The following is a 3307-nucleotide window of genomic DNA, read 5'->3' as shown; positions in this document are numbered from 1 at the left end:
GTCGGGGCTGTAGGTACGCGCCACGACGATGCCGAAGTCGCCCCAGAGACCGTTGCTGATCCACAGCTTGCGTCCGCTGAGCACGTAATGGTCGCCCTTGAGTTCGGCGCGGGCCTGCACGGCGGCGGGGTTGGAGCCCACGTTCGGCTCGGTGATGGCCGTGAACACCGAGCGCTTGCCTTGCGTCAGCGGCTTGAGATACTTTTCCTTCTGCGCGGGCGTGCCATGGCTGGCGAGCATCAGCATGGGCACGTTGGTGCAGTTGAGCATGGTGCGCAGCGACAGCCAGTGGTAGCCGAGCTGCTCGAACATCATCGACCAGGTCACATAGTCGATGCCCAGCCCGCCGTCGGACTCGGCCAGGGTCCCGCCCATGTAGCCGAATTCGGCGAGTTTCGGGAACAGTTCGAAGGGAAAGGTGCGGCTGGCTTCGGACACGTCGATCAAGGGCGTGACTTCGCGCTGCATGAAGCGGCGCAGCTGGTCGCGCAGCTCGATCTGCTCGGAGTTGAGATCAAAGTTCATGGGGGTTCCGTTCACGGGAAGACAGGAATATCAGCCGGAGTAACGGCCGCCGGTGACGAACAGCGTGGTGCCGCTGATGTAGCGCGCCACATCCGAGGCCAGAAACGCAACGGCATTGGAGATGTCGCGCGGCTCGCCGAGAAAGCCCACCGGCACCTTGGCGGTCGCGGCCTCCTGCAACTGCGGGAAATGCGGCAGGTTGCGCATGCCCGGCGTCATGATGAAACCCGGCGCGACCGCGTTGACCGTCACGCCGAACCGGCCCTGCTCCTGGGCCAGCGCGCGCGTGAAGCCCACCAGGCCCGCCTTGCCGGCCGAATAGTTGGTCTGCCCCGGGTTGCCGAACAGCGAACGCGACGAGATGTTGATCACCCGCCCCCATTTCTTTTCCATCATCTGCGGCAGCACCGCGCGCGAACAAAGAAAGGCGCCCTTGAGGATGATGTCCACCACGCTGTCCCAGGCCTGCTCGCTCATCTTGGTGAGGTAGCCGTCTTTGACGATGCCGGCGTTGTTCACCAGGATGTCCACGCCACCCCATTGCCCGGCCTGCGCCACCAGATGCTCGACCTCCTCCTCCCGCGTCACATCGCAGGCCACGGCGATGGCCTCGTGCCCTGCTTCGCGCAGGTCGGCTGCGGTGTCGCGGGCGCTGTCGGCGTTGATGTCGGAGACGACGATCCGGCAACCCTCCTCGGCGAGTTTGAAAACCGTGTCGCGTCCGATGCCGCTGCCAGATCCTGTCACGAGGGCTACGCGCCCCATGAGATTGAGTTCCATGCTGCTCCTGCGTTGTCTGTAGATTTCAACGAGATATCGTTTTATTTAACGAATGGTCGTAATCTACATAGCGCATATGGCGTTGTCAACGAAAGTCGGCGCGAATTCATGCATTCGGGTGTAAACCCCAACGCCCATGGAGAAGAGATGATTTCAGGCGCAGTACGGTGCCACATCACAGACAACATGGCGGAGTACAATCCGACCAGTCGTTAACAAATGAAGATTGGAGGCCCTGTGCCCGCTGACGTGCCCGCCTGCGCCAGAACCTTGGCCGTACTGGAAATCTTTGCCCGCGAGAAGCGGGAGCTGTCGGTGTCCGATGTGGCCCGGTTCCTGGACCTGGCCGACAGCAGTTGCTCCGACCTGCTGCACACCATGCTGAAAGCCGGCTATGTGGTGCGCACGGCCAAGACCCGGCGCTTCTACCCGACCGGCAAGCTCTATTCGATCGCGCTGGACATTTCGCGCAATGACCCGCTCTACATGGCCAGCCTGGAAATGGTGGAGCTGCTGAGTGAAAAAACGGGCGAATCCGCGTTTTGCGCCGTGCTCGATGACGGCGCCGTCAAGGTGCTCGCCACCGTGGAAGGCAAGCACCATCTGCGCTATGTGCTGCGCACGGGAGAACGCATCGCGCTGCACGCCTCGGCGCTGGGCAAGGCCGTGCTTGGCAGCCTCGATGACGACGAGATGCGCCGCCAGCTGCGCCTCAAGCCGCTGCGGAAAGTGACGCCGGAGACCATCGTCGACCCCCAGGCGCTGGAGGAAAACGTCAAGGGCCAGCGCGAGCGCGGCTGGTACAGCGTGCAGGAAGAAGGCAATGAAGGCGTGCTGGCCTTTGGCATCCCGCTGCAGATCGGTGACGCCAAGGTCGCGCTGTCGATTGCGGGCCCGATCGAGCGCATGCGCAAGCACCAGCAGGCCTACCTCGCGGAGATGAAGCTGATCGTCGCCAGCCATCAGTAGGCATTTTCACGGCCAGCGGGAACGCATGGCGTCCCGCATGGCCGCCGCACCGGCCCTCAGCCTTCGTTGAGTTCCGCGTGGTGCGCGATCTCGCCGCGCTTCCAGTATGCGGCGATGCGCATGCGCTTGGCATCGACGCCGGGCTTGGCGAGCACGATGCGGCGCAACGCGGCCATGTCGTTGTGCTCGCCCGCGGCCCAGATGAAACCGTCGCCCGCGGGCAGCGCCAGTTGCTCGGCGGCGGCCGTGAGCGAATCGACCCACTGCAGGTCGAGCCGGGCGGCGCTGGCCAGCGGGCGCTGGTCGCGCGCGTCGGCCACGCAGATGCGTACCGTGGCGCGGGCCGTGGCCGGCAGTTCGGCCAGGCGCCGCTCGATCGCCGGCAGCGCGCTTTCGTCGCCCAGCAGCCAGTGCCAGGCGAATTCCTTGGGCACCAGCAGGCTGCCGCGCGGACCGGCCACGCCGACCCACTGGCCCAGCGGCGCGTTGACCGCCCAGTCGGCCGCCGGGCCGGTGTTGTGCAGCGCGAATTCGAGCACCAGTTCGTTGCGCTGCGCGTTCCAGCTCACGGGCGTGTAGTCGCGCGTCGTCGGGCGCGCGCCTTCGAAGCTCGGACGGCCGTCGACGATCGCCGGCAGGTTGGGGCGCTCCAGGCCGTCCTGGGGCAGGATGAATTTCAGATGGTCGTCAAAGCCGGTGCTGACGAAGCCGGCCAGCTGGGGGCCGCCCAGCGTCACGCGCACAAAGCCGGGGCTGACGATTTCGCGCGCCAGCAGTTGCAGATGGCGCGCGGCGAACGGGTGGCGCTGGCGCTCGACGCGCAGGGTTTCAGGGAGATGCGTCTCGGAAGAAGTGGTGGTCATGCAGGCCTTTGGCGTAAAATGTTGATTTAGTCAACGAAATATCCACCGTCTCGTTGATTTTGTCAACTATAAAACCCACACTGCGATGACTGCCAAAAACCCTGCTGACGTGTTCGACGCCATGCATGACCTGATGCATGCCTACCGCCACCGCATGCGCGCCGCGATGC

At 64.6% G+C, this 3307-nt stretch carries 5 protein-coding genes; 1 reads left to right on the top strand and 4 read right to left on the bottom strand.

Annotation, left to right across the window (positions count from 1 at the left end; genetic code table 11):
* A partial coding sequence (locus tag D3H34_RS31140; protein ID WP_147400538.1) for an acyl-CoA dehydrogenase family protein occupies window positions 1-525 on the bottom strand: 525 nt, incomplete at its 3' end.
* A 30-nt stretch (window positions 526-555) separates the two neighbouring features.
* A complete protein-coding gene (locus tag D3H34_RS31135) occupies window positions 556-1305 on the bottom strand; it encodes an SDR family NAD(P)-dependent oxidoreductase (protein ID WP_119558693.1) in 750 nt (249 codons plus the stop codon).
* Window positions 1306-1575: 270 nt separating this feature from the next.
* On the opposite strand from D3H34_RS31135, the gene D3H34_RS31130 reads away from it, so the two are divergent.
* Entirely contained in the window at window positions 1576-2274 is a 699-nt protein-coding gene (locus tag D3H34_RS31130; protein WP_350308491.1) for an IclR family transcriptional regulator, read from the top strand.
* A 56-nt stretch (window positions 2275-2330) separates the two neighbouring features.
* Here the strand turns inward: D3H34_RS31130 and D3H34_RS31125 are convergent, their stop codons facing one another.
* A complete protein-coding gene (locus D3H34_RS31125) occupies window positions 2331-3137 on the bottom strand; it encodes a siderophore-interacting protein (RefSeq protein WP_119558691.1) in 807 nt (268 codons plus the stop codon).
* Window positions 3103-3307, bottom strand: a 205-nt coding sequence (locus D3H34_RS34570) for a hypothetical protein (RefSeq protein ID WP_205736844.1), incomplete at its 5' end; no start/stop codon positions are given. The genes D3H34_RS34570 and D3H34_RS31125, both read right to left, overlap by 35 nt.

The sequence above is a fragment of the Acidovorax cavernicola genome (assembly GCF_003581445.1).
The sequence above is the reverse complement of the archived record's forward strand: the minus strand, read 5'-3'. Positions and strand labels throughout refer to the sequence as shown.

Excerpts from the sequence above, each read along its gene's own strand:
- D3H34_RS31135 (WP_119558693.1), bottom strand. The coding sequence starts at position 1,305 with ATGGAACTCAATCTCATGGGGCGCGTAGCCCTCGTGACAGGATCTGGC.
- D3H34_RS31125 (WP_119558691.1), bottom strand. The coding sequence starts at position 3,137 with ATGACCACCACTTCTTCCGAGACGCATCTCCCTGAAACCCTGCGCGTC.